We start from the raw sequence: 23,723 nt of genomic DNA, 5'->3' as shown, positions 1-23,723 counted from the left end.
GCAATTCGGTTTCGTCGCGACCGTCTCTGGCTACCACCATGGGTATGACTGATTCCGCGAAGGCCCGCGGAGCCGACCGAGCGGGCAGAAGCACCGAGCCGCACGTGGTCGTCATTTTCGGCGCGACAGGTGATTTGGCGCGCCGAAAGTTGCTGCCGGGCATGTTCCATCTTTCCTGCTCGAACCTTGCTCCTGAAATCCGCATCGTTGGCACGTCGCTGGACGACCTCGACAACGACGCCTTTCGCAAGCTGGCACACAAGGCCTGCCACGAGTTCTCCAGCCACGATGTCTCCGATGAATCACTCGACCGGTTCAGCACGAACTTGACCTACGTGCCGCAGAGTGCCGGCCCGGAAACATTGGGCACAGCGGTGCGCGAGCAGATCGAGGAGCTCGGCGGTGATGCCCGGCTGCTGCACTATCTGAGCGTGCCGCCATCGGCGGCGATGGCCGTCCTGGAGACGCTGCACGAGGCGGACTTGGTGCAGCACTCCCGGGTAGTCATGGAAAAGCCGTTCGGCACCGATCTACAGAGCGCGCGGGAACTCAACGAGTCGATCCACCAGCGCTTCGAAGAAGAACGGATCTTCCGGATCGACCACTTTCTCGGCAAGGAGCCCGCGCAGAACATTCTGGCTTTCCGGTTCGCGAACGGGTTGTTCGAGCCGATCTGGAACCGCAACTTCATCGACCACATCCAGATCGATGTGCCCGAAAAGCTCACATTGGAGGGTCGCGCACAATTCTACGAGTCGGTGGGCGCGTTCCGGGACATGGTGGTCACGCATTTGTTCCAGATTCTGGGGTTCGTGGCGATGGAGCCACCCACCGAGCTGGCTCCGCATGCGATCACCGAGGAAAAGAACAAGGTGTTTCGCTCGATGCGTCCGCTCGATCCAAACGACGTGGTGCGCGGACAGTACAAGGGCTATCGCGATGAGCCCGGCGTGTCACCGGAATCGGATACCGATACCTTCGTCGCGCTCAAGTGCGAGATCGACAACTGGCGGTGGGCGGGTGTCCCGTTTTATCTCCGCACCGGCAAGGGCCTCGCGGAGGGCCAGCGCATCATCTCGATCGCGTTCAACGAGCCACCGAAAAGCATGTTCCCGTCCGGATCCGGGGTGGGAAAGCATGGTCCGGATCATCTGACGTTCGATCTCGCCGATGTGGGCAAAATGTCGCTGTCGTTCTACGGCAAGCGGCCCGGGCCGGGTATGAAGCTGGACAAGCTCAGCCTGCAATTCACGGTCGAAGAGACCGGTCACGCCGGCGAGGTCCTCGAGGCCTACGAACGGCTGCTTCTCGACGCGATGCGCGGTGACCGCACGCTGTACACGACGGCCGAAGGCATCGAACGACTGTGGGAGATCTCGGAACCGTTGTTGGAGGATCCGCCGCCCGTGCGCAGCTATGACCTTGACTCGTGGGGTCCGAACGCCATCCATCAGTTGATTGCCCCGAGGGCCTGGCGGCTGCCGTTCGAGCGTGTTTGGCGGGGCAAGAGCTAGAACGCGGCTTCGGGTAGGCGCATGATGCCGTCGTCGAGGGATTCGATGATGCCGCGCAGCGCAGTCAGGTTCGGAAGTATGTTTTTGGCGAAGAACGACGCGGCCGCGATCTTGCCTTGGTAAAACGCGTCGTCGTTTTTCGTTGCGGCGTCGGCGATCGCCGCGGTCGCGACATCAGCCTGCACGAGTAGCCGCCAGCCGATGAGCAGATCACCGACGGCGAGTAGGAATCGCACGGAGGCGAGTCCCACCTTGTAGACCTCCGACACTTGCTGAATGGCCGCGACGAAGTATTGGCTCAGCGCGGTCGTCATCGCTTGGACGTCGTCGACTGCGACGCTAAGCAGGAGGGCGGGCTTTCGTAATGTCTCATCGCAGGTATCGATGGTGTGGCGCACCTGAGACGCCACATGGTCCAACGCCGCTCCGCCGTCGCGGATGACTTTGCGGAAAAAGAAGTCCAGTGCCTGAATGGCGGTGGTGCCCTCGTACAGGGAATCGATCTTGGCGTCGCGGATGTACTGTTCGATGGGGTAATCGGCCATATAACCCGATCCGCCCAATGTCTGCAGTGACTCGGTGAGTGTTTCGTAGGCCCGTTCTGAGCCCGCTCCTTTGACGACGGGCAACAGTAAATCGGCGACCCTGGCCGTCATATCCGCGTCTGTGTTCGAGATCTGTTGCACGACAGCGTGTTCCTGGTGGGCGGCGGCATACATATAGAGTGCGCGCAGACCTTCGGCATAGGCCTTCTGGGTCATCAAGCTGCGGCGCACATCGGGGTGGTGCAGGATCGTCACCCGCGCCGCGTCCTTGTCGGTCATCGAGGTCAGATCTGGGCCCTGCACCCGTTCCTTGGCGAAGGCCAGTGCGTTGAGGTACCCGGTGGACAGTGCGCCTGCCGCCTTGACGCCGATTGTCATGCGGGCATTGATGATAACGGTGAACATCTGCGCGATCCCGTTGTGCACGTCGCCGACCAGGTAGCCCACGGCGGGCGATCCATGGCCGCCGAATGTCAACTCGCAGGTGGGGGAGGACTTCAAACCCATCTTGTGTTCCAGCCCGGTAGCGAAAACACCGTTGCGCGGACCCAGTTCGAAGGTGTCCGGATCGAACAGGTACTTGGGCACGTAGAACAGGCTCAACCCTTTGGTGCCGGGCCCGGCGCCCTCGGGTCGGGCGAGCACGAGATGGAAAATGTTCTCGGCGGTATCGCCGACGTCGCCTCCGGAGATGAACCGCTTGACGCCCTCGATGTGCCAGCTGCCGTCGGGTTGCGCAATGGCCTTGGTGCGGCCTGCCCCGACATCGGAACCGGCGTCTGCCTCGGTCAGCACCATGGTGGCCGACCAGCCTCGCTGCAGGCCCGCGGCCGCCCAGCGCTTCTGCTCGTCGGTGCCCTCGATGTACAGCGCCTGGGCCATCGCCGGGCCGAGGTTGTAGAAGAAGCCCGCGGATGGGTTTGCGGAGAGCAGCATCTCGGTGATCGCCCAGGTCAGCGGCGTCGGCGCGGGAACGCCGCCGATCCCTTCAGCAAGGCCGATCCGCCACCACTCGGCGTCTTTGACTGTCTGCACGGATTTCGCGAACTCGGCCGGGACACCGATCGTGTGGCGTTGCGGGTCGAAGACCGGTGGATTGCGGTCGCCGTCGGCGAAGGAGTCCGCGACCGGGCCCTCGGCCAAGCGAGCAACCTCGTCGAGCATCGAACAGACCGTGTCGGGGTCGAGATCGCGGTAGCGGCCGGTGCCCAGGACGCCGCCGATGTTCAGTACCTCGAACAGATTGAACCTGAGATCGCGGACATTGGCGATGTAGTGCCCCACCGGTTGCCCCCTTCGCTGCCGAACTGCAACGCAGTGTCTCCGAAGCGGGAATGGGTACGCAACCGTAACCTACGGTGACGCAACCGTAGGGTCCGAGGTCACTCTCGAGGGCGCGAGAATTGCTACAAGACAGCCGCTTTCATGCTGTCCGCGGAGGTTGCCCCTAGTGGTGGAAATGGGGCAGGCGGGGGATGTGGAAGTGATGGTGTGGACGGCCCATCGGCGGACACGGCTCCAAGTCGATGCTGTCGGCATGCACCACACCGCCGTCCTGAGTTCCCTGCGCCGCCAGGCACTTACCGTTCTGGATCGCTTGTCGGTCGGTGACTGCGTGTTCTTGGTAGGTGGTCGAGTCGCTGACGTTGACGTCGGTGTGCACGGTCTTGCCGGTCGGATCGATGCTGTCGACGGCGATGGTGTTGCCCGCCACGGACTTGACCGTCCCGGAAACACCGGCGCGCGGCCCGCCGGCGGCGGCGTTCGGTGGGGCGGCGCCGACGTCGACGCAGCTGTCGTCGCTGGTGTGAACTCGACGGTCGCCGCGGTCCTGTCGCGCTGGGTCAGCTGGATCGTGTTGCCCGATACCGATCGGACCAGGCCTTCGACGTGGTCGTGGCCCATCGGGGGCGGCTTGGGCGCAGAACTCGGCGCGCTCGTCGTTGGACTTGCCGAAGCGCTGGGTTTGCCGGCGTTTCCGCTATCCGAATTCCCGCATGCGGCGACCGACAGTGCGGTGGAGGCGGCCACCATGAGGGCTGCCAGTCGACGAATATGCGGGATGGCGGACATCGGGGTTCTCCGCCTGGTGCGCGGTACGGGTGGATATTCGCTGCGGTTAGCCGCCAAGCGGTTGTGGGCTGTGGCCGGACTCAGCCGGGCTTAGAGTTGGGCCATGTTCTGGGTGTGCAAGACCTGTGGCGTCGAGCATGCGACCGCGTCGGCGGTGTGCAAGATCTGCGCCGACGAACGGCAATGGGTGCCGAGCGACGGTCAACAGTGGGCGACGCTGGAGCAACTCGCAGCAGAGGGAACGCGGTCGCAGGTCATCGACATCGAAAACGGACTCCTCGGAATCGGAAGTTCACCGCCGCTGGGCATCGGGCAACTGGGAAAGCTGGTGTGCACCAACGCCGGCAATGTGTTGTGGGATCCCTCCGGCTTTGTCGACGACGCCGCCGTCGCTGCGGTAACCGAGCGCGGGCCGGTCATCGCAATCGCGAGCAGTCATCCGCACATGTTCGGCGCGCAGGTGGAGTGGAGTCGTCGGCTCGGCGGTGTCCCGGTGTACGTCAATGCCGCCGACGCCGAATGGGTGATGCGCCCCGACCCGGTGATCGAACACTGGTCGGACACCCTGACGTTGACCCCGTCACTCACGGTGGCCCGGGTCGGCGGCCATTTCCCCGGCAGCGCAGTCGCTTGCTGGAGCGACGGCGCCGACGGACGCGGCGTGCTGCTGGTCGGCGACACCATCTTTCCCAACCCGGATCGGCGCACGGTCGCGTTCCTGCGCAGTTACCCGAATCGGCTGCCGTTGTCGGCGGCGGTGGTGCAGCGGATGGCCGACACGCTGTCGGGGCTGCAATTCGACCGCGTCTATGGTTTGTTCACCAATGCGATCGACACCGACGGGCAGGCCGCCGTCCAGCGATCAGCGGCGCGCCACGCAGCCTGGGTCCGCGGCGACTACGACCACTTGACCTGACGTCACGTCGAGTGTGAACTCAGGGCTTTCAGCGTGAGCACAGGGCGGAAATATCGCAATTTTCTCGCCCAGGATGCAATTTCAAAGCCCTGAACTCACACTCGATGCGGGGCGGAGCCGGCACCCAGGGAACATCGGCGCTGTTCGTGACGTTGAGCAAGGGGTGACTACCCAAGACCTCACCGCCGAACAGTTCAACGACACCGTCAACGGCAACGACATCGTGCTCGTCGACTTCTGGGCGTCCTGGTGCGGACCGTGCCGTGCGTTTGCGCCGACCTTTGCCGCATCGTCGGAGAAACACCCCGACGTCGTGCACGCCAAAGTCGACACCGAAGCCGAACAGCAGCTGGCCGCGGCCGCTGAAATCCGCTCCATCCCGACGCTGATGGCCTTTAAGAAGGGCAAGCTGGTGTTCAACCAGGCCGGCGTGCTGCCTCCGCCGGCGTTGGAAGAGCTGGTGCAAAAGGTCAAAGACTTCGACATCGACGCCGCGATCGCAGCGCAGGAGTCCGAGCCCGACCAGGCGTAGCGACAATCGCAAGCACTGCACGCGATAGCGTGCTGTTTCGTGAACTACGTACTCGTCGAGCATCCGCGACCGTCGGTCGCGCAGATCACCCTGAACCGGCCGGAGCGGATGAACTCCATGGCGTTCGACGTCATGGTCCCGCTCAAAGCGGCCTTGGCGGAAATCACCTACGACAACTCGGTGCGGGTGGTCGTGCTGACCGGCGCCGGCCGAGGCTTTTCCTCTGGCGCCGACCACAAATCGGCGGGGGCGGTGCCGCACGTCGACGGGCTGACCCGGCCGACCTACGCGCTGCGCTCGATGGAACTGCTCGACGACGTCATCCTGGGGCTGCGGCGCCTGCATCAACCGGTGATCGCTGCGGTCAACGGGGCGGCGATCGGCGGGGGGCTGTGTTTGGCGTTGGCCGCCGATATCCGGGTTGCGTCAACCGAAGCCTATTTCCGCGCCGCCGGCATCAACAACGGGTTGACCGCCAGCGAGCTTGGCCTGAGCTATCTGCTGCCACGGGCCATCGGGTCGTCGCGCGCCTTCGAGCTGATGCTCACCGGCCGCGACGTCGACGCCGAGGAAGCCGAGCGGATCGGCCTGGTGTCGCGTCAGGTTCCCGGCGAGCAGCTGCTCGACACCTGTTATGCGATGGCTGAGCGGATCGCCGCGTTCTCCCGGCCGGGAATCGAGTTGACCAAGCGCACACTGTGGAGTGGACTGGACGCCGCTACCCTGGAAGGGCACATGCAGGCCGAAGGCCTGGGACAGCTTTTTGTTCGTCTGCTCACCGCCAACTTCGAAGAGGCGGTCGCCGCGCGCGCAGAGAAGCGGCCGGCAGTGTTCACCGACGACAAGTAACGCAATTCGAATAGGAGAGTGACCGTGATCACGGCAACGGACCTTGAGGTCCGCGCTGGTGCGCGCACGCTGCTCTCCGCTGATGGACCGGCACTGCGGGTACAACCCGGTGACCGCATCGGGTTGGTCGGGCGCAACGGTGCGGGCAAAACCACCACGCTGCGCATCCTGGCCGGCGAGGGCGAGCCGTATGCCGGAACGGTGGCCCGCACCGGCGAGATCGGTTATCTGCCGCAGGATCCCAAAGAGGGCGACCTGGATGTGCTGGCCCGCGACCGGGTGCTGTCGGCGCGCGGCCTCGACACGCTGCTGACCGATCTGGAAAAGCAACAGGCGCTGATGGCCGAAGTCGCCGACGACGACGCGCGCGACCGCGCCGTGCGCCGCTACGGCCAACTCGAGGAGCGATTCGCCGCGCTGGGCGGCTACAGCGCCGAAAGCGAAGCGGGCCGGATTTGCGCCAGTCTCGGGCTGCCCGAACGGGTATTGACCCAACCGCTGCGCACCCTGTCGGGCGGACAGCGCCGCCGCGTGGAGTTGTCGCGCATCCTGTTCGCCGCATCCGATACGGGCGCAGGCTCGGACACCACCCTGTTGCTCGACGAGCCCACCAACCACCTCGACGCCGATTCACTGGGCTGGCTGCGGGATTTCCTGCGCACGCACACTGGCGGGCTGGTGGTGATCAGCCACAACGTCGACCTGCTGGCCGATGTCGTCAATCGGGTGTGGTTCCTCGACGCCGTGCGCGGCGAGGTCGACGTCTACAACATGGGCTGGCAGAAGTATCTCGATGCCCGCGCCACTGACGAGCAGCGTCGCCGCCGGGAACGGGTGAACGCCGAACGCAAAGCCACCGCGTTGCGCACCCAGGCCGCCAAGTTGGGCGCCAAGGCCACCAAAGCGGTTGCGGCGCAGAACATGTTGCGGCGCGCCGATCGGATGATGGCAGCGCTGGACGAAGAGCGGGCAGCCGACAAGGTGGCCCGAATCAAATTCCCGAGTCCGGCGTCGTGCGGGCGCACGCCGCTGGTTGCCAACGGGCTGACCAAGATGTACGGCTCGCTGGAGGTGTTCACCGGTGTCGATCTGGCCATCGACCGCGGGTCACGGGTGGTGGTGCTGGGACTCAACGGTGCCGGCAAGACGACGCTGTTGCGGCTGCTGGCCGGTGTAGAGCAAGCCGATGCCGGGGCGCTGGCGCCTGGACATGGTTTGAAAATCGGGTATTTCGCGCAGGAACACGACACCCTCGACGACACCGCGACGGTATGGCAGAACATCCGGCACGCGGCACCCGATTCCGGTGAACAGGAGTTGCGTGGTCTGCTGGGTGCGTTCATGTTCAGCGGGCCGCAGCTCGACCAATTGGCCGGCACACTCTCCGGTGGAGAGAAGACCCGGCTGGCGCTGGCCGGGCTGGTGGCGTCCACCGCGAATGTGTTGTTGCTCGACGAGCCCACCAACAATCTCGATCCGGCCTCTCGCGAGCAGGTGCTCGACGCGCTGCGCAGTTACGCCGGCGCGGTCGTACTGGTCACTCACGATCCGGGAGCGGCCGAGGCGCTGGATCCGCAACGCGTCGTGCTGCTGCCCGACGGCACCGAAGACCATTGGTCCAACGAGTATCGGGATCTCATCGAGTTGGCCTGACGGCGATTTCGCGAAATCGGTCCGGCGATGACGGCTGCTTCCTACGCTGATGCGCGTGGGGTTCAGTGACGCGGGGAGGTGTCGATGAGGAAGTCGCAGAAAACACGCGACCAACTGCTGGTCGAGTTGCGCAGCGCGTATGAGGGTGGCGCCAGCATTCGTAAGCTGGTGGCATCCACCGGCCGATCGTACGGATCAATTCACAGCATGCTGCGCGAGTCGGGCACGCCGATGCGCAGCCGCGGCGGGCCCAACCACCGCACCCGCACCCGCTAGTCACCCGCGAGCGTGCGTGTCCCCGGTGCGACACGCCGCGCTGATCCCGGGTTTGCGCACTCTCGCGCACACGCAAGGACAGCGAACTAGCTCTGCCGCACCGAGCTTTCGACCAAGTCCAGCACGGCGGCAAGACGCTGTACGTCTTCACCGGATGCGACCCGGGCCACCAACCCGTCCAGCACCAGGTCCAGGTAGCACTGCAGCACGTCGCTCGCCACGTCGCCGCGCAGCCGCCCGGCCTGCTTCTGCCGGCGCAGCCGATCTGTGGTCGCCGTGGCGAGTTCGGCGGAACGCTCCGTCCACCCCCGGCTGAACGCGGGATCGTTGCGCAGCTTGCGGGCGATCTCCAATCGTGTAGCAAGCCAATCGAACTGGTCGGGAGCAGCGAGCAAGTCACGCATCACTTGGATCAGCCCCTCGCGGGACGCCACGGCCGCCATCCGCTCGGCATCCTCGCGCGCCAGCTCGAAGAACAGCGTGTCCTTGTCGCGGAAATGGTGAAAGATCGCCCCCCGCGACAATCCGATGGCCCGCTCGAGCCGACGCACCGTCGCGTTCTCGTAGCCGTACTCGGCGAAGCAGCGGCGAGCGCCGTCGAGGATTTGACGGCGCCGGGCCGCCAGATGGTCCTGGCTGACCTTGGGCACAGGCGACGCCTACGTTGTCGCGTGGCGACCCGCTGCGCCGGGGCCCCCGCAAGCGGGAGGTGCCCCCGGCGCCGCGCTTGCGATCGCCACTATTTTGACTTCAGCATGTTGCGCAGCACGTACTGCAAGATGCCGCCGTTGCGGTAGTAGTCGGCCTCACCGGGGGTGTCGATCCGCACCACCGCATCGAATTCGACCGGCTTGCCATCTTCCTTGCTGGCCTTGACGCGCACCGTCTTCGGCGTCTTGCCGTCGTTGAGCTCCTCGATACCGGTGATGTCGAACGTCTCGGTGCCGTCGAGTCCGAGCGACTCGGCGTTCTTGCCCTCGGGGAACTGCAGCGGGATCACGCCCATGCCGATCAGGTTGGAGCGGTGGATGCGCTCGAACGACTCGGCGATCACCGCTCGCACACCCAGCAACAGCGTGCCCTTGGCCGCCCAGTCCCGCGAAGACCCGGACCCGTACTCTTTGCCGCCTAGCACCACCAGCGGAACATCTTGTGCCGCATAGTTTTGCGCCGCATCGTAGATGAACGCCTGCGGGCCGCCATCCTGGGTGAAGTCGCGGGTGTACCCGCCGGCGACATCGTCGAGCAGCAAGTTGCGCAACCGGATGTTGGCGAAGGTGCCGCGGATCATCACCTCGTGGTTGCCGCGCCGCGACCCGAAGGAGTTGTAGTCCTTGCGCTCGACGCCGTGCTCGTCGAGGTACTGCGCTGCCGGAGTCCCCGGCTTGATGCTGCCCGCCGGCGAGATGTGGTCGGTGGTCACCGAATCGCCCAGCAGCGCCAGCACTCGGGCGCCACTGATGTCGCTGACCGGTTCTGGGTCGGCCGACATCCCCTCGAAGTACGGCGGCTTACGCACGTAGGTCGAATCCGCATTCCATTCAAAGGTATTGCCGCTGGGCGTGGGCAGGTTGCGCCACCGCTCATCGCCTTTGAACACGTCGGCGTAGTTCTTGGTGAACATCTCCTGGTTGATCGCCGACGCGATGGTGTCGGAGACATCCTTCTGCGACGGCCAGATGTCGCGCAGGAAAACGTCGTTGCCGTCTTTGTCCTGACCGAGCGGCTCCGATTCGAAATCGAAGTCCATGCTCCCGGCCAGCGCGTAGGCGACCACCAGCGGGGGAGACGCCAGGTAGTTCATCTTCACGTCCGGGTTGATGCGACCCTCGAAGTTGCGGTTGCCCGACAGAACCGCCGAGACCGAAAGGTCGTTGTCGTTGATCGCTTTCGAGATTTCCTCGGGCAGCGGGCCGGAGTTGCCGATACACGTCGTGCAGCCGTAGCCGACCAGATAAAAGCCCAGTTTCTCCAGATACGGCCACAGACCGGCTTTTTCGTAATAGTCGTGAACAACCTGCGAGCCCGGGGCCATAGTGGTCTTCACCCACGGCTTGGAGGCCAACCCCTTCTCCACCGCGTTGCGTGCCAACAGCGCCGCTCCCAACATCACCTCCGGGTTCGAGGTGTTGGTGCACGACGTAACCGCGGCGATCACCACCGCGCCGTGGTCGAGCACGAACTCTCCCAGTTCCTTGGACTGCACCGAAACCGGGTTGCTGACACGGCCTTCGGCATGAACAGCGGCCGACTTGGTCGCGGGGGTTTCGCCGTTCTCGGCGAACGAGATGTTGCGCACCGCATCGCTGGCCGGGAAAGTTTCGTCGACGGCCTCGTCGAGTTTCGTGTATTCCTGCTTGTCGGGATCGTCGCCGACGTAGTTCGGAATCTGCTCGCGGAAAGTGGCTTTCGCGTCGGACAACGCGATGCGGTCCTGCGGACGCTTCGGCCCGGCGATTGACGGCACCACATCGGACAGGTCGAGCTCGATGTACTCGGAGAATGCCGGCTCGTGGGCCGGGTCGTGCCACATGCCCTGTTCTTTGGCGTATCCCTCGACAAGCGCCAACTGCTCGTCAGTGCGCCCGGTGAACCGCAGGTAGTCGATGGTCTCCTGGTCGATCGGGAAAATCGCTGCGGTAGAACCGAATTCGGGGCTCATGTTGCCTAACGTGGCCCGGTTGGCCAACGGCACCTCGGCCACTCCCTCGCCGTAGAACTCGACAAATTTGCCGACCACACCGTGTTCGCGCAGCATCTCGGTGACGGTGAGCACGACGTCGGTGGCGGTCACGCCCGGCTGGATCTCACCGGTCAGCTTAAAGCCGACCACCCGTGGGATCAGCATGGACACCGGCTGGCCGAGCATCGCGGCCTCGGCCTCGATGCCGCCAACACCCCAGCCCAGCACGCCCAGGCCGTTGACCATCGTGGTGTGCGAGTCGGTTCCCACACAGGTGTCGGGGTAGACCACCCCGTCGCGCTCCATCACCACGCTGGCCAGGTATTCGATGTTGACCTGGTGCACGATGCCCGTTCCGGGCGGAACGACCTTGAAGTCCTGGAAGGCGCCCTGCCCCCAACGCAGGAACTGGTAGCGCTCCCCGTTGCGCTCGTACTCGATCTCGACATTGCGCTCGAACGCATCGGCGCGGCCGAAAAGGTCCGCGATCACCGAGTGGTCGATCACCAGGTCGGCCGGTGCCAATGGGTTGACCTTCTCGGCGTTGCCGCCCAATTCGCCGACGGCCTCGCGCATGGTGGCCAAGTCGACGATGCAGGGCACGCCGGTGAAGTCCTGCATCACCACTCGCGCCGGCGTGTACTGGATTTCGATACTGGGCTCGGCCTCGGGGTCCCAGTTCGCAATGGCCTGGATGTGGTCCTTGGTGATGTTGCTGCCGTCCTCGTTGCGCAGCAGGTTTTCGGCCAGGACCTTGAGACTGTAGGGGAGTTTCTCGGTGCCCGGCACCGCGTCGAGGCGATAGATCTGATAACTCTTGTCGCCGACCTTCAAGGTGTTGCAGGCGTCGAACGAATTCACCGAATCCTTGCTGCTCACATCAACTCCCGTGATCTAGTTCGTCGGCGGCGACCCGCTGCGCCCGGCTACGCCGCAGTTGCGATCGCCGCTAGTTCTGCCCGCCGACGGGCCGTGTCGACGGGATGGGACTACCTTAACAGTACGCTTGTCCTGCATTCCGGGCGCCTGCCCGTGCCCGACAGTGTTCCCGTGCCCGCGGCTTGCCCCCGCACGCGGGGGGACCCCCGCCTCAAGCCTGCGTTGCCACCACATCATCGGCGCCGCGCGGTACGGTCTTGATCCGTGACCACCCCGCACGCGCCCGCATACATCCCGGGCGAGATCTGTGGCACCGTCGGCGCCGACCCGGCGACACCGCCCGATCAATGCATGGCATTGGTCCGGGGGCAGATCGACGCCGAGTCCGTCAGCGCCCCGGCGGCGGTCAAGCCGGCGCTACTCGAGGTGGTCAACCAGGCCCGTGGCGACGGCATCGACCTGAAGATCGTCGTGCTCGACCACAATCCGCCGAACGACCCGCCGCTGCGCGACGTCGCCACCGTGGTCGGTTCTGACCATCCGGACGCTACCGTGCTGGTCCTCAGCCCGTCGTACGTCGGCTCCTATAGCACGCACTTCCCGCGGTCGACGCTGGAGATCGGCGAAGACAACGCCAAGACCGGCAACTCGGTTGTCTCCGCACAGAATTTCCTGCACCAGCTGAATACGCCGCAGTTCCCCTGGGCCGCATTGACAATAGTGCTGTTGATCGGCGTACTGGCCGCCGCCGTCGGAACCCGGATTCTGCAGCTGCGCGGTAGGTGCTCAGCAACGCCCGAACAAGACGCCGGAACGCTGGACAGCCAGTCGGAGCGAAGCGTCTAACTGGCGGTATGCGACATGTGTCGCATAGTCGCCCGCCATAACCCTGTCGACTGGCAAATTAGTCAGGTCACCATTAGGTCACAATCATTTCAATTACAGACTTGTAGTTTGTGACTAAAGTTTCCAATGAGCCACCTGTGACTTACGGTGCAGTTGATGTTTGTGTTCTTTTCGTGCTTCCAGTGACAAGACAACTGGGGCCGACGCCATCCGTCCAGCGTTGAGCCATAGGGAGACTAATGAGGCGCATCCGCCGCGGCTCGCTTTCTCAATTGGCCCCGAGCCTTCGATTGGCCGCCAAGCTGGCGCGCCCGCTTGCCCCCGCGGGGCTCAGCGTGGTCGTGCTACTGGGCGCACCGGGGCTCGCGGCGGCGGATCCCGGTGCCACCCCGGACACCTTGGCGGCGCTGATCGCTGACGTCGCCAAGGCCGACCAACAGTTGCAGGATCTCAGTGCGGCCATCCGGACCGAACAGGAAAGCGTCAACAAGGCTCTGGTCGACGTGGAGACCGCGCGTGACAACGTCGCATCGGCCCAGCAGGACGTCGAGACCAGCCAGCAAGGCGTCAAGGATGCCACCGCCGCAATCAGCGCGGCCCAGCACCGGTTCGACAGTTTCGCCGCAGCCACCTACATCAATGGACCGTCGGACAGCTACATCACCGCGGCCGGTCCCGACGACATCATCGCCACCGCTACGGCGGGTCGGGCGCTGGCTGCCAGTTCGCAGCGCGTGATGGACAACCTGCAACGGGCCCGCACCGAGCAGGTGAATAAGGAGTCCGCGGCACGACTGGCCAAGCAGAAGGCTGATAAGGCCGCTGCCGACGCTCAGTCCAGCCAGGACGCTGCGGTGGCGGCACTCACGAACGCCCACCGCAAGTTCGCCGAGCAGCAGCAGGAAGTAAACCGTCTGGGCGCCGAACGCGACGCGGCCCGGATCAGACTCGACGCCGCCCGCAATTGGTCGGCACCGGGGGGCGGACCAGGTTCCGGCCCGCGGGCGGCGTCGCCACCCGGTGACCGCTGGGATCCCGGCGCCCAGGGCGCGGCGGCAGCGCCGGCCCGGAACCAGGGTCAGTGGGACGGGGTGTGGGATCCCACCCTTCCGATGGTGCCCAGCGCCAACGTCCCCGGCGATCCGATTGCTGTCATCAACACCATCTTGGGTGTTTCGGCGACTTCGTCGCAGGTCACCGCAAATATGGGACACAAGTTTCTGCAGTCGGTGGGCCTCATCAAGCCGGACACCCCTGATCCGGGGATCACCAACGGTCGGATCCCGCGAGTTTATGGGCGGCAGGCGTCCGAATATGTGATTCGGCGAGGAATGTCGCAGATCGGGGTGCCCTATTCATGGGGCGGTGGCAATGCCGCCGGACCGAGCAACGGCATCGGCTCCGGCTCGGGCACAAACGGATTCGACTGCTCGGGTTTGGTGCTGTATTCGTTCGCCGGGGTGGGCATCAAGCTGCCGCACTACTCCGGCTCGCAGTACGACATGGGCCGCAAAATCCCATCCGCCCAAATGCGCCGCGGCGACGTGATCTTCTACGGCCCCGGCGGCAGCCAGCACGTGACGATCTACCTCGGTCAGGGTCAGATGCTCGAGGCTCCCGACGTCGGGCAGAAGGTAAAGGTGTCCCCGGTGCGCACCAGCGGGATGACGCCGTACGTGGTGCGCTACATCGAGTACTGACAGTGAGAATATTTGTGCTGCACAAGGCATCTCGTGCGATCAAGCTGACCTGGGCGGTGTCGGCGGTGATCGGGCTGTTGATCGCTCTGGCCGGTCCAGCCGCTGCCGAGGAAGGCGGATGGGATCCGACATTGCCGGCGACGATCAGCGCCGGTGCGCCGGGGGACCCGGTCGCCATCGCCAACGCATCGCTGAACGCCACCGCCCAGGCGACCCAGAGCACGCTCGACCTGGGTCGGCAGTTCCTCGGCGGGCTCGGGATCAATCTGGGTGGGAGCAGCAACGCGAGCACTGCGCCGACCGGGATTCCGCGGGTGTACGGGCGCCAGGCCGTCGAGTACGTCATCAAACGTGGGTCGTCGCAGATGGGGGTGCCGTATTCGTGGGGTGGCGGCACCCCCAACGGCCCCAGCAAGGGCGTGGACTCCGGCGCAGACACCGTCGGCTTCGACTGCTCGGGTTTGATGCGGTATGCCTTCGCCGGGGTGGGCGTGTTGATTCCGCGATTCTCGGGCGATCAGTACACCGCCGGCCGGCACATTCCACCGTCGCAGGCCAAACGCGGTGACCTGATCTTCTACGGTCCTGGCGGCGGTCAGCACGTCACCATGTACCTGGGACAGGGTCAGATGCTCGAAGCATCCAGTATCGCCGGCAAAGTGACGGTCAGTCCGGTGCGGACGGCAGGCATGACGCCGTTCGTGACCCGGATCATCGAGTACTGAGCCGTGGCTGCGGCGAGCGTGCGTGTCTGTCCCCGACACGCCGCTGACAGGCGTACATCTATGCACGCTTACGCCGCCGGGCGCTGCCCGCGTCGACGGAACCCGGGCGGCCTGGAATAGTTGAACGCGGGCACGCCGCTGCCCCTCGACGTTCGTCGTGCGAGCAGTCGTGTCTGGATAGAGCTGTGGAAGGGTTGTACCGATGACATCAGCAGGTGGCGCCAGCGGGTACTCGGGTCCGGGCGGGCCAGCGACGACGCCGGCGCACGCGGCCTCGCCGGGCGGTGGCAACGGGCTGGCTGCTGAGGTACACACCCTGGAACGGGCCATTTTCGAGGTCAAGCGGATCATCGTGGGCCAGGACCAGCTGGTGGAGCGGATGCTGGTCGGCCTGCTGTCCAAAGGCCATGTGCTGCTCGAAGGTGTGCCCGGCGTGGCCAAGACGCTGGCGGTGGAGACCTTCGCCCGGGTGGTCGGCGGCACCTTCGCCCGCATCCAGTTCACGCCGGACCTGGTGCCTACCGACATCATCGGTACGCGGATCTACCGGCAGGGCCGCGAAGAGTTCGATACCGAGCTTGGTCCGGTGATGGTGAACTTCCTGCTCGCCGACGAGATCAACCGGGCGCCGGCCAAGGTCCAGTCGGCGCTGCTGGAGGTCATGCAGGAGCGCAAGGTGTCCATCGGCGGTAAGAGCCACCCGCTGCCCAACCCGTTTTTGGTGATGGCCACGCAGAACCCGATCGAGCACGAAGGTGTCTACCCGCTGCCCGAGGCTCAGCGGGACCGCTTCCTTTTCAAGATCAACGTCGGCTACCCCTCACCGGAGGAGGAGCGCGAGATCATCTACCGGATGGGCGTGACTCCACCCCAGCCCAAGCAGATCCTCGACACCGGTGACCTGCTGCGGCTGCAGGAAATCGCCTCCAACAACTTCGTGCACCACGCATTGGTCGACTACGTAGTGCGCGTCGTCACCGCCACCCGTCACCCTGAGCAGCTCGGGATGACCGACGTCAAGAGCTGGATCTCGTTCGGCGCATCCCCGCGTGCTTCGCTGGGCATCATCGCCGCTTCGCGTTCGCTGGCGTTGGTGCGTGGGCGTGACTACGTCATCCCGCAGGACGTCGTCGAGGTCATCCCCGACGTGTTGCGGCACCGGCTGGTGCTCACCTACGACGCGCTCGCCGACGAGATCTCCCCGGAGATCGTCATCAACCGCGTTCTGCAGACGGTTGGTATGCCGCAAGTGAATGCCGTTCCACAGCAAGGACATTCGGTGCCCCCGGTGATGCAGGGTGCTGCGACCGCGGCTAGCGGTCGGTGACTGATCCCGAGGCGCGGGCGGTAGTCCATCCGCCGTCGATGCAACGCGGCAACATCGACGACCCGAAGCTGTCGGCAGCGCTGCGGACCCTCGAGTTGACCGTCAGACGCAAGCTCGACGGTGTCTTGCACGGTGACCATCTCGGCTTGATTCCCGGGCCTGGGTCCGAGCCGGGGGAGTCGCGCGAGTATCAGCCCGGTGACGACGTCCGCCGGATGGACTGGGCGGTCACCGCGCGTACCACTCACCCTCATGTCCGGCAGATGATCGCCGACCGCGAACTGGAGACCTGGTTGGTGGTCGACATGTCGGCCAGCCTGGACTTCGGCACCGCAGTCTGCGAGAAACGCGATCTGGCGGTGGCGGCCGCGGCCGCTATCACCTTCCTCAACAGTGGCGGCGGCAACCGGCTCGGCGCGCTTGTTGCCAACGGCGCACAGACAATCCGGGTGCCGGCCCGCTCCGGGCGCCAGCATGAACAGACGCTGCTGCGCACCATCGCCACCACGCCCAAGGCTCCGGTCGGAGTGCGCGGTGATCTGGCTGCGGCCGTCGATGCGCTGCGCCGGCCAGAGCGCCGCCGCGGAATGGCCGTGATCATCAGTGACTTCCTCGGCCCGATCAACTGGATGCGCCCGCTGCGCGCGATCGCGGCCCGCCATGAGGTGCTGGGCATCGAAGTGCTCGACCCTCGCGACGTCGAGCTGCCCGACGTCGGCGACGTCGTCCTGCAGGACGCCGAATCCGGGGTTACCCGCGAGTTCACCATCGATGCGCAGCTGCGCGACGACTTCGCCAAGGCCGCGGCGGCTCATCGCGCCGAGGTGGCCCGCACGCTTCGCAGTTGCGGAGCGCCGCTGATGTCGTTGCGCACCGACCGCGACTGGATCGCCGACATCGTCCGTTTCGTCGAATCCCGGCGCCGCGGTGCATTGGCGGGGCGCCAATGACGGTCCCGTTGCTCGGGCCGATGACCCTGACCGGGTTCGCCCACGCGTGGTGGTTTCTGTTCCTGCTGGTGGTTCTCGGCATCGTCGCGCTCTACATCATCGCCCAGGTGTCCCGGCAGCGGCGGATGCTGCGCTTCGCCAACATGGAGCTGCTGGAAAGCGTGGCGCCCAAGCAGCCCACCCGCTGGCGGCATCTGGCGGCGATCCTGCTGACGGCGGCCTTGGTGCTGTTGACCATCGCGATGGCCGGCCCGACCCACGATGTGCGGATTCCGCGTAACCGCGCGGTGGTGATGCTGGTGATCGACGTGTCGCAGTCCATGCGCGCCACCGATGTCGACCCCAACCGCATGGTGGCCGCACAGGTGGCCGCCAAGGAGTTCGCCGGCGAGCTGACTCCGGGGATCAACCTGGGACTGATCGCCTATGCCGGCACGGCGACGGTCCTGGTGCAGCCGACCACCAACCGGGAGGCGACCAAAGTCGCGCTGGACAAGTTGCAGTTCGCCGACCGCACGGCCACCGGCGAAGGTATCTTCACGGCGCTGCAGGCCATCGCCACCGTCGGCGCGGTGATCGGCGGCGGCGACACGCCACCCCCGGGCCGCATCGTGTTGTTCTCCGACGGCAAGGAAACGGTGCCGACCAATCCGGACAACCCCAAGGGCGCGTTCACCGCGGCGCGGACTGCCAAGGACCAGGGCGTGCCGATTTCGACGATTTCTTTCGGCACCCCGTACGGGTTCGTCGACATCAACGGCCAGCGCCAGCCGGTGCCCGTCGACGACACCACGATGAAAAAGGTCGCCGAACTCTCCGGCGGCAGCAACTACAGCGCGTCGAATCTGCAGCAGCTCAAAGAGGTCTACGCAACTTTGCAACAGCAGATCGGCTACGAGACGATCCGCGGCGACGCCAGCGTAGGTTGGCTGCGGCTTGGCTCGTTGATCCTGGGGCTGGCTGCCTTGGCGGCGCTGGTGATCAACCGCCGGCTGCCCACCTAGGCCATTGACTCTGCGCCTACCACGCAGAAGTGCGAGTGGCCCGCTTGGTCAGCGCAGAATCAACGCGCTGATAAGTTGGCCGGGTGACTGACGCGGGGAGGCCACCGTTCGTGGCTCGATCAGTACTGGTGACGGGCGGAAACCGGGGAATCGGTCTGGCGATCGCACAGCGTCTGGCCGAAGACGGTCACAAGGTGGCCGTCACGCACCGCGGATCCGGGGCACCCGAGGGCCTGTTCGGCGTCGAGTGTGACGTCACCGACAACGACGCCGTCGATCGCGCCTTCAAAGAGGTCGAGGAGCATCAGGGTGCGGTCGAGGTGCTGGTGTCCAACGCCGGCATCTCCAAGGATGCGTTCCTCATCCGGATGACCGAGGAGCGGTTTGAGGAGGTCATCAACGCCAACCTCACCGGGGCGTTCCGGGTGACCCAGCGCGCGGCGCGCAGCATGCAGAAAAAGCGGTTCGGCCGGATCATCTACATCGGCTCGGTCTCCGGCAGCTGGGGCATCGGCAACCAGTCCAACTACGCGGCCGCCAAAGCCGGCTTGATCGGCATGGCCCGCTCGATCTCCCGCGAGCTGTCCAAGGCCGGGGTGACCGCGAATGTGGTGGCCCCCGGCTACATCGACACCGAGATGACCCGTGCGCTGGACGAGCGGATCCAAGCGGGCGCATTGGAATTCATCCCCGCCAAGCGAGTCGGCACCGCCGCCGAGGTCGCCGGGGCGGTCAGCTTCTTGGCCTCCGAGGACGCGAGCTACATCGCCGGCGCGGTCATCCCGGTCGATGGCGGCATGGGCATGGGCCACTGATGAATGACGCCGACCCGCCGCGCCCGGCTGCGCCGCGCTTGCGATCGCCACTGATGAAAACACACGATTAGGACGGACATGGCAGGACTGCTCGAAGGTAAACGGATCCTGGTCTCCGGGATCATCACCGACTCGTCGATTGCGTTTCACATCGCCAAGGCGGCCCAGGACGCGGGGGCGCAACTCGTGCTGACCGGGTTTGACCGGTTGCGCCTGATCCAGCGCATCGCCGACCGGCTCCCGGAGAAGGCGCCGCTGATCGAACTCGACGTGCAGAACGAGAAGCACCTCGACTCGCTTGCCGAGCGGGTGACCGCCGAGATCGGTGACGGCAACAAGCTCGACGGCGTGGTGCATTCCATCGGTTTCATGCCGCAGACGGGAATGGGGATCAACCCATTCTTCGACGCGCCGTATGAGGATGTCGCCAAAGGTATTCACATCTCGGCGTATTCGTACGCCTCGCTGGCCAAGGCACTGCTGCCGATCATGAACCCCGGCGGCTCCATTGTCGGAATGGACTTCGACCCGACCCGCGCGATGCCGGCATACAACTGGATGACCGTGGCCAAGAGCGCACTCGAATCGGTCAACCGCTTCGTGGCGCGCGAGGCGGGCCAGTACGGTGTGCGCTCCAATCTTGTTGCGGCCGGCCCGATCCGGACGTTGGCGATGAGCGCCATCGTCGGTGGCGCACTCGGCGAAGAGGCAGGCGCCCAGATGCAGCTGCTCGAAGAGGGTTGGGACCAGCGCGCACCGATCGGTTGGAACATGAAGGATCCGACGCCGGTCGCGAAGACGGTATGCGCGCTGCTGTCAGACTGGCTTCCGGCGACGACGGGCACCATTATCTACGCCGACGGCGGCGCCAGCACCCAACTACTCTAGACGGCGATGGAATTCCGTGGACTTTGACGCGGTCCTGCTGCTGTCGTTCGGCGGACCCGAGGGCCCCGAGCAGGTGCGGCCTTTCCTGGAGAACGTCACTCGCGGCCGCGGTGTGCCACCAGAGCGCCTGGACGAGGTTGCCGAGCACTATCTGCATTTCGGTGGAGTGTCGCCGATCAACAGGATCAACCGCGCATTGGTCACCGAGCTACGTGCCGAATTGGCCGACCGCGGCGTGGATCTGCCGGTGTATTTCGGTAACCGTAACTGGGAGCCGTATGTCGAAGACGTCGTCGCGACCATGCGAGACAACGGGATTCGCCGCGCAGCGGTGTTCACCACGTCGGCGTGGAGCGGCTATTCCAGTTGCACCCAATATGTCGAGGACATCGCCCGAGCGCGGAGAGTGGTCGGCCCCCGCGTGCCGGACCTCGTCAAACTGCGGCCCTACTTCGATCATCCGCTGTTCGTGCAGATGTTCGCCGAGGCCGTCGCCGCTGCCGCCGGCACCGTGCCGGCAGATGCGCGACTGGTGTTCACTGCACACTCCATCCCGATAGCTGCCGATCAGCGCTGCGGCCCGCGCCTGTACAGCCGCCAAGTCGGCTACGCCGCAGGGCTGGTCGCCGCCGCCGCCGGATACCGGGACTATGACGTGGTCTGGCAGTCGCGATCGGGCCCGCCTCAGGTTCCGTGGCTGGAACCGGATGTGGCCGTCCATCTTTCGACGCTCCCCGACACTAAGTCTGTAATCGTCTGCCCGATCGGCTTTGTCGCCGACCACATTGAAGTGGTGTGGGATCTCGACCATGAGCTGCGGGAGCAGGCTGATGCGGCGGGCATGGCATTCGCGCGGGCCGCCACACCCAACGCGGATCGCCGATTCGCACAGCTGGCCATCGATTTGGTCGATGAACTGCGCGACGGCCGCCGCCCTACCCGTACGGCGGGTCCGGACCCGGTGCCCGGCTGCGGGGCGAGTGTTAACGGCATACCGTGCGGACCGCCGCACTGCGTGGGCGAGTGGTCGGCGACGCTCAGCCCTGCCACGCCGACTGCAGAATCGCGCTGATCGCAGCCATCCGCGCAGAACGCACCACGGTGGCCAGCGGTTGCAGCGCGGCGCTGGCGATTTGTGCTTCCGATGACGACTGCGTCCCGGTCTGACTCAATTCCGCGCTGACGGTCACGATCGCGTCCACATGCGCCGCGGTCTCCAGGACCCGCACGGCGCGCGGCGGCGCGTGGTCGGGAATGCGATGGCAGCGCGTGGTTTCCAGGTGCTGCTCGACAAGTCCGCGCGGATCTGCGACATCCGAGCCGGTGGAGCCAAGACCGATGGTGCCGAGCGCTTCCGCAGCCGACCGTACCGCTGACCGCAGCCCGTATTCGGCTTCGCCGAGCTCGTCGTGGCTGTGTACCGGCACGTCGGTCAATGAGTAGACCGTCCAGGACAGCGCACCCGGCTCCGGGGCATCGGTGTCCGCGTCGGATTCGTCATAACGGAAATCGGGGACCAACCCGACGGCCACCGTGGAGTCGTCGCGGTCAGACACCACTACCGCCTCGCCGGCCGCCATCGCGTCGCGCGCGAACTGTGTGCCGGCAGCCAGCCCGCGAACATCACCGGGCACCGGCAATACCAGGTTGATCGCCGGCGCGGACATCGACGGTCGGCCGGCCGCGGTGCGCAGAGTTTGCAGCAGCGACACCGCACCGGCGTCGTCCAGATCCGGCCACGGCAGGCCGGTATGCCCCGCCGCGACGGCATCATATGCGGTGACGGATTGCGCTGGCGCCCAAAGCCATAACGCATCGAGGACATCATCGGGCGCGGCCTTGCCGGCGAGCCAGGCGTTGGCCCATACCGACAGCGAAGCGCTGGGGCACCACATGATCCGCAGTCTAGTTGTTGTTCGCCGTGATCGACGGGTCGCACGTTATCCTGGCGGCATGCCCGCCGCCCTGATTTGGTTGATCCTCGCGCTGGCCCTCGCTGGTGCCGAGGCGCTGACCGGCGACATGTTCTTGCTGATGCTCGGGGGCGGGGCGCTGGCGGCTGCCGGAAGCAGTTGGTTACTGGACTGGCCGGTCTGGGCCGACGGCGCGGTGTTCGCAGTGGTTTCAGTCCTGCTGCTGGTCCTGGTCCGACCGGGACTGCGGCGACGGTTGACCCCCGCGAAAGGCGCGCAGACGGGTGTTCAGGCGCTGGAAGGCAAAAGTGCGCTGGTGCTCGATCGCGTCGCGCGCCATGAGGGCCAGATAAAGCTGGGCGGCGAAGTGTGGACGGCGCGGCCGTTCAACGACGGCGACGTCTATGAACCCGGCGACCAGGTGACCGTCATGCACATCGACGGAGCCACCGCCGTGGTCTGGAAGAACGTCTAAGAGAGAGGAATCGGAGAATGCAAGGTGCAGCTGCCGGTTTGGTGTTTCTCGCGGTCCTGGTGATTTTCGCGGTCATCATTGTGGCCAAGTCCATCGCGCTGATCCCGCAGGCCGAAGCGGCGGTGATCGAACGGCTGGGCCGCTACAGCCGCACGGTCAGCGGGCAGCTGACGCTGCTGGTGCCGTTCATCGACCGCATCCGCGCCCGCATCGACCTGCGCGAGCGGGTGGTGTCGTTCCCGCCGCAACCGGTGATCACCGAGGACAACCTGACACTGGCCATCGACACCGTCGTCTACTTTCAGGTCACCAATCCGCAGGCGGCGGTCTACGAGATCAGTAACTACATCGTCGGCGTCGAGCAGTTGACCACCACCACGTTGCGCAACGTGGTCGGCGGGATGAACCTCGAGCAGACCTTCACCTCGCGCGATCAGATCAACCAGCAGTTGCGCGGTGTCCTCGATGAAGCCACCGGGCGCTGGGGACTGCGGGTGGCCCGTGTCGAGTTGCGCAGCATCGACCCGCCGCCGTCGATCCAGGCGTCGATGGAAAAGCAAATGAAGGCCGACCGCGAAAAGCGGGCGATGATCTTGACCGCCGAAGGTCAGCGGGAGTCGGCGATCAAACAGGCCGAGGGACAGAAGCAGTCGCAGATCCTCCAAGCCGAAGGCGCCAAGCAGGCCGCGATCCTGGCCGCCGAGGCCGATCGGCAGTCGCGGATGCTGCGCGCGCAAGGGGAGCGGGCGGCTGCCTACCTACAGGCCCAAGGCGAGGCCAAGGCAATCGAGAAGACATTCGCCGCGATCAAGGCCGGCCGGCCCACCCCGGAGCTGCTCGCCTATCAGTATTTGCAGGTTTTGCCACAGATCGCCCAGGGCGAGTCGAGCAAAGTGTGGGTCGTACCCAGCGATTTCGGTTCAGCGCTGCAGGGTTTCACCAAACTGCTGGGTGCCCCGGGCGATGACGGGGTCTTTCGTTACCAACCGTCACCGGTCGAGGATGATCTGCCCAAGCCGGAGGATGACAGCGACGAGATCGCCGATTGGTTCTCCACCGAAACCGATCCAAAGATCATCGAGGCGGTGGCCAAAGCCGAAGCCGACGCACGCAAGCCGGTGGAGGGTGTGATCGGTGTTCCGCCGGAACTCCATCAGTAA

The 23,723-nt window shown here is 65.4% G+C and carries 23 protein-coding genes; 18 read left to right on the top strand and 5 right to left on the bottom strand.

Going from position 1 to position 23,723, the window contains the following annotated elements; genetic code table 11:
• Window positions 1–44 precede the first annotated feature (44 nt).
• Window positions 45–1,514, top strand: a complete 1,470-nt coding sequence (zwf, locus tag AC5Y42_RS14305) for a glucose-6-phosphate dehydrogenase (RefSeq protein WP_499898982.1) — start codon at window positions 45–47, stop codon at window positions 1,512–1,514.
• Here zwf and AC5Y42_RS14300 read toward each other — a convergent pair.
• Both AC5Y42_RS14300 and AC5Y42_RS14295 read right to left on the bottom strand, forming a co-directional pair.
• Window positions 1,511–3,343 (bottom strand): acyl-CoA dehydrogenase, encoded by a 1,833-nt coding sequence (locus AC5Y42_RS14300; protein ID WP_499898980.1) that lies wholly within the window; start codon window positions 3,341–3,343, stop codon window positions 1,511–1,513. The two genes, zwf and AC5Y42_RS14300, sit on opposite strands and share 4 nt — an antisense overlap.
• A 163-nt stretch (window positions 3,344–3,506) precedes the next feature.
• A complete protein-coding gene (locus tag AC5Y42_RS14295; protein WP_499898978.1) occupies window positions 3,507–3,773 on the bottom strand; it encodes a hypothetical protein in 267 nt (88 codons plus the stop codon).
• A 93-nt stretch (window positions 3,774–3,866) separates the two neighbouring features.
• On the opposite strand from AC5Y42_RS14295, the gene AC5Y42_RS14290 reads away from it, so the two are divergent.
• The 6 genes from AC5Y42_RS14290 to AC5Y42_RS14265 all read left to right on the top strand — a co-directional run bounded on the left by AC5Y42_RS14290 (window position 3,867) and on the right by AC5Y42_RS14265 (window position 8,358).
• The gene (locus AC5Y42_RS14290) at window positions 3,867–4,226 is read left to right on the top strand and encodes a hypothetical protein (RefSeq protein WP_499898976.1); all 360 of its coding nucleotides are present in this window, start codon (window positions 3,867–3,869) and stop codon (window positions 4,224–4,226) included.
• 9 nt (window positions 4,227–4,235) lie between these two features.
• On the top strand, window positions 4,236–5,048 hold the full coding sequence (locus tag AC5Y42_RS14285) for an MBL fold metallo-hydrolase (protein ID WP_499898975.1): 813 nt from the start codon (window positions 4,236–4,238) through the stop codon (window positions 5,046–5,048).
• Between the two features lie 163 nt (window positions 5,049–5,211).
• A complete protein-coding gene (gene trxA / locus AC5Y42_RS14280) occupies window positions 5,212–5,580 on the top strand; it encodes a thioredoxin (RefSeq protein WP_499898973.1) in 369 nt (122 codons plus the stop codon).
• A gap of 39 nt (window positions 5,581–5,619) precedes the next feature.
• Window positions 5,620–6,429 carry an enoyl-CoA hydratase gene (locus tag AC5Y42_RS14275; RefSeq protein ID WP_499898970.1) on the top strand — a complete coding sequence of 270 codons (810 nt, stop codon included), beginning with the start codon at window positions 5,620–5,622 and terminating at the stop codon, window positions 6,427–6,429.
• A gap of 24 nt (window positions 6,430–6,453) precedes the next feature.
• Window positions 6,454–8,082: an ABC-F family ATP-binding cassette domain-containing protein gene (locus AC5Y42_RS14270; RefSeq protein ID WP_499898968.1), complete on the top strand. Its 1,629-nt coding sequence runs from the start codon at window positions 6,454–6,456 to the stop codon at window positions 8,080–8,082.
• 84 nt (window positions 8,083–8,166) lie between these two features.
• Window positions 8,167–8,358 carry a helix-turn-helix domain-containing protein gene (locus tag AC5Y42_RS14265; protein WP_499898966.1) on the top strand — a complete coding sequence of 64 codons (192 nt, stop codon included), beginning with the start codon at window positions 8,167–8,169 and terminating at the stop codon, window positions 8,356–8,358.
• Window positions 8,359–8,444: 86 nt separating this feature from the next.
• Here AC5Y42_RS14265 and AC5Y42_RS14260 read toward each other — a convergent pair whose 3' ends face one another.
• Together AC5Y42_RS14260 and acnA are read right to left on the bottom strand one after the other, a co-directional pair.
• Window positions 8,445–9,008, bottom strand: coding sequence for a TetR/AcrR family transcriptional regulator (locus tag AC5Y42_RS14260; RefSeq protein WP_499898964.1), 564 nt, complete (start codon window positions 9,006–9,008; stop codon window positions 8,445–8,447).
• Between the two features lie 89 nt (window positions 9,009–9,097).
• Complete coding sequence (acnA, locus tag AC5Y42_RS14255; RefSeq protein ID WP_499898963.1) at window positions 9,098–11,920, bottom strand: aconitate hydratase AcnA; 2,823 nt, start codon at window positions 11,918–11,920, stop codon at window positions 9,098–9,100.
• 264 nt (window positions 11,921–12,184) lie between these two features.
• Between acnA and AC5Y42_RS14250 the strand changes: the two genes are divergently transcribed.
• The 9 genes from AC5Y42_RS14250 (at window position 12,185) to AC5Y42_RS14210 (ending at window position 21,247) form a co-directional block, all read left to right on the top strand.
• Window positions 12,185–12,766 (top strand): Rv1476 family membrane protein, encoded by a 582-nt coding sequence (locus tag AC5Y42_RS14250; RefSeq protein WP_499898961.1) that lies wholly within the window; start codon window positions 12,185–12,187, stop codon window positions 12,764–12,766.
• Between the two features lie 239 nt (window positions 12,767–13,005).
• Entirely contained in the window at window positions 13,006–14,466 is a 1,461-nt protein-coding gene (gene ripA / locus AC5Y42_RS14245; RefSeq protein ID WP_499898959.1) for an NlpC/P60 family peptidoglycan endopeptidase RipA, read from the top strand.
• A gap of 14 nt (window positions 14,467–14,480) precedes the next feature.
• Complete coding sequence (gene ripB / locus AC5Y42_RS14240; protein WP_499899056.1) at window positions 14,481–15,191, top strand: NlpC/P60 family peptidoglycan endopeptidase RipB; 711 nt, start codon at window positions 14,481–14,483, stop codon at window positions 15,189–15,191.
• Window positions 15,192–15,393: 202 nt separating this feature from the next.
• Entirely contained in the window at window positions 15,394–16,518 is a 1,125-nt protein-coding gene (moxR1, locus tag AC5Y42_RS14235) for a chaperone MoxR1 (protein WP_499898957.1), read from the top strand.
• A gap of 38 nt (window positions 16,519–16,556) precedes the next feature.
• Window positions 16,557–17,468, top strand: a complete 912-nt coding sequence (locus tag AC5Y42_RS14230; RefSeq protein WP_499899054.1) for a DUF58 domain-containing protein — start codon at window positions 16,557–16,559, stop codon at window positions 17,466–17,468.
• The gene (locus AC5Y42_RS14225) at window positions 17,465–18,472 is read left to right on the top strand and encodes a VWA domain-containing protein (RefSeq protein WP_499898956.1); all 1,008 of its coding nucleotides are present in this window, start codon (window positions 17,465–17,467) and stop codon (window positions 18,470–18,472) included. The genes AC5Y42_RS14230 and AC5Y42_RS14225 overlap by 4 nt, the downstream gene beginning before the upstream one ends.
• Before the next feature lie 83 nt (window positions 18,473–18,555).
• The gene (gene fabG, locus AC5Y42_RS14220; RefSeq protein WP_499898955.1) at window positions 18,556–19,287 is read left to right on the top strand and encodes a 3-oxoacyl-ACP reductase FabG; all 732 of its coding nucleotides are present in this window, start codon (window positions 18,556–18,558) and stop codon (window positions 19,285–19,287) included.
• A 78-nt stretch (window positions 19,288–19,365) separates the two neighbouring features.
• Window positions 19,366–20,175: an NADH-dependent enoyl-ACP reductase InhA gene (gene inhA / locus AC5Y42_RS14215; RefSeq protein WP_499898953.1), complete on the top strand. Its 810-nt coding sequence runs from the start codon at window positions 19,366–19,368 to the stop codon at window positions 20,173–20,175.
• Window positions 20,176–20,191: 16 nt separating this feature from the next.
• Entirely contained in the window at window positions 20,192–21,247 is a 1,056-nt protein-coding gene (locus AC5Y42_RS14210; protein ID WP_499898952.1) for a ferrochelatase, read from the top strand.
• Here the strand turns inward: AC5Y42_RS14210 and AC5Y42_RS14205 are convergent.
• Window positions 21,213–22,070, bottom strand: coding sequence for an Rv1486c family protein (locus tag AC5Y42_RS14205; RefSeq protein ID WP_499898951.1), 858 nt, complete (start codon window positions 22,068–22,070; stop codon window positions 21,213–21,215). The two genes, AC5Y42_RS14210 and AC5Y42_RS14205, sit on opposite strands and share 35 nt — an antisense overlap.
• A gap of 58 nt (window positions 22,071–22,128) precedes the next feature.
• Here AC5Y42_RS14205 and AC5Y42_RS14200 point away from each other — a divergent pair, with 58 nt between their 5' ends.
• Entirely contained in the window at window positions 22,129–22,563 is a 435-nt protein-coding gene (locus AC5Y42_RS14200; protein WP_499898950.1) for an NfeD family protein, read from the top strand.
• Between the two features lie 17 nt (window positions 22,564–22,580).
• Window positions 22,581–23,723 carry an SPFH domain-containing protein gene (locus AC5Y42_RS14195; RefSeq protein ID WP_499898949.1) on the top strand — a complete coding sequence of 381 codons (1,143 nt, stop codon included), beginning with the start codon at window positions 22,581–22,583 and terminating at the stop codon, window positions 23,721–23,723.

The organism is Mycobacterium sp. NGS48, from assembly GCF_059812585.1.
Note: the sequence above shows the minus strand (reverse complement) of the source record. Positions and strands in the feature narration are given on the sequence as shown.

Coding starts and splice junctions, on each gene's coding strand:
- zwf (WP_499898982.1), top strand. CDS start 45: ATGACTGATTCCGCGAAGGCCCGCGGAGCCGACCGAGCGGGCAGAAGC.
- AC5Y42_RS14285 (WP_499898975.1), top strand. CDS start 4,236: ATGTTCTGGGTGTGCAAGACCTGTGGCGTCGAGCATGCGACCGCGTCG.
- AC5Y42_RS14265 (WP_499898966.1), top strand. CDS start 8,167: ATGAGGAAGTCGCAGAAAACACGCGACCAACTGCTGGTCGAGTTGCGC.
- ripA (WP_499898959.1), top strand. CDS start 13,006: ATGAGGCGCATCCGCCGCGGCTCGCTTTCTCAATTGGCCCCGAGCCTT.
- moxR1 (WP_499898957.1), top strand. CDS start 15,394: ATGACATCAGCAGGTGGCGCCAGCGGGTACTCGGGTCCGGGCGGGCCA.
- AC5Y42_RS14230 (WP_499899054.1), top strand. CDS start 16,557: ATGCAACGCGGCAACATCGACGACCCGAAGCTGTCGGCAGCGCTGCGG.
- AC5Y42_RS14225 (WP_499898956.1), top strand. CDS start 17,465: ATGACGGTCCCGTTGCTCGGGCCGATGACCCTGACCGGGTTCGCCCAC.
- inhA (WP_499898953.1), top strand. CDS start 19,366: ATGGCAGGACTGCTCGAAGGTAAACGGATCCTGGTCTCCGGGATCATC.
- AC5Y42_RS14205 (WP_499898951.1), bottom strand. CDS start 22,070: ATGTGGTGCCCCAGCGCTTCGCTGTCGGTATGGGCCAACGCCTGGCTC.
- AC5Y42_RS14200 (WP_499898950.1), top strand. CDS start 22,129: ATGCCCGCCGCCCTGATTTGGTTGATCCTCGCGCTGGCCCTCGCTGGT.
- AC5Y42_RS14195 (WP_499898949.1), top strand. CDS start 22,581: ATGCAAGGTGCAGCTGCCGGTTTGGTGTTTCTCGCGGTCCTGGTGATT.